Source organism: Helcococcus bovis, from assembly GCF_046035835.1.
Lineage (GTDB): Bacteria > Bacillota > Clostridia > Tissierellales > Peptoniphilaceae > Helcococcus > Helcococcus bovis.
Window position 1 is genome coordinate 1 of record NZ_JBFNGB010000065.1, and the last position, 231, is coordinate 231.

Consider the following 231-nt stretch of genomic DNA (forward strand, 5'->3'; position numbering starts at 1 on the left):
GACAATTTACAAAGAAAATAAAATCAAAGATAAATTAAATGATATGACTTTAGATGAAAAATATAAGATATTATCTACAAATGGAATGCTTGTGAAAAGACCAATTTTACTTGAAGACGATAAAATTTTAGTTGGGCAGGAAGTTAAAAAATATATAGAGGAATTAGAATAAGATGGCATTAGTTAAAGCGAAAATTACAAAAATGGTTTATCCAAACTACTCAATCGCAG

The 231-nt window shown here is 26.0% G+C and carries 1 protein-coding gene; it reads left to right on the forward strand.

Going from position 1 to position 231, the window contains the following annotated elements:
• Window positions 1-172, forward strand: a 172-nt coding sequence (locus ABGF48_RS08525; protein ID WP_408105905.1) for an ArsC/Spx/MgsR family protein, incomplete at its 5' end; no start/stop codon positions are given.
• Between the last annotated feature and the right edge of the window lie 59 nt (window positions 173-231).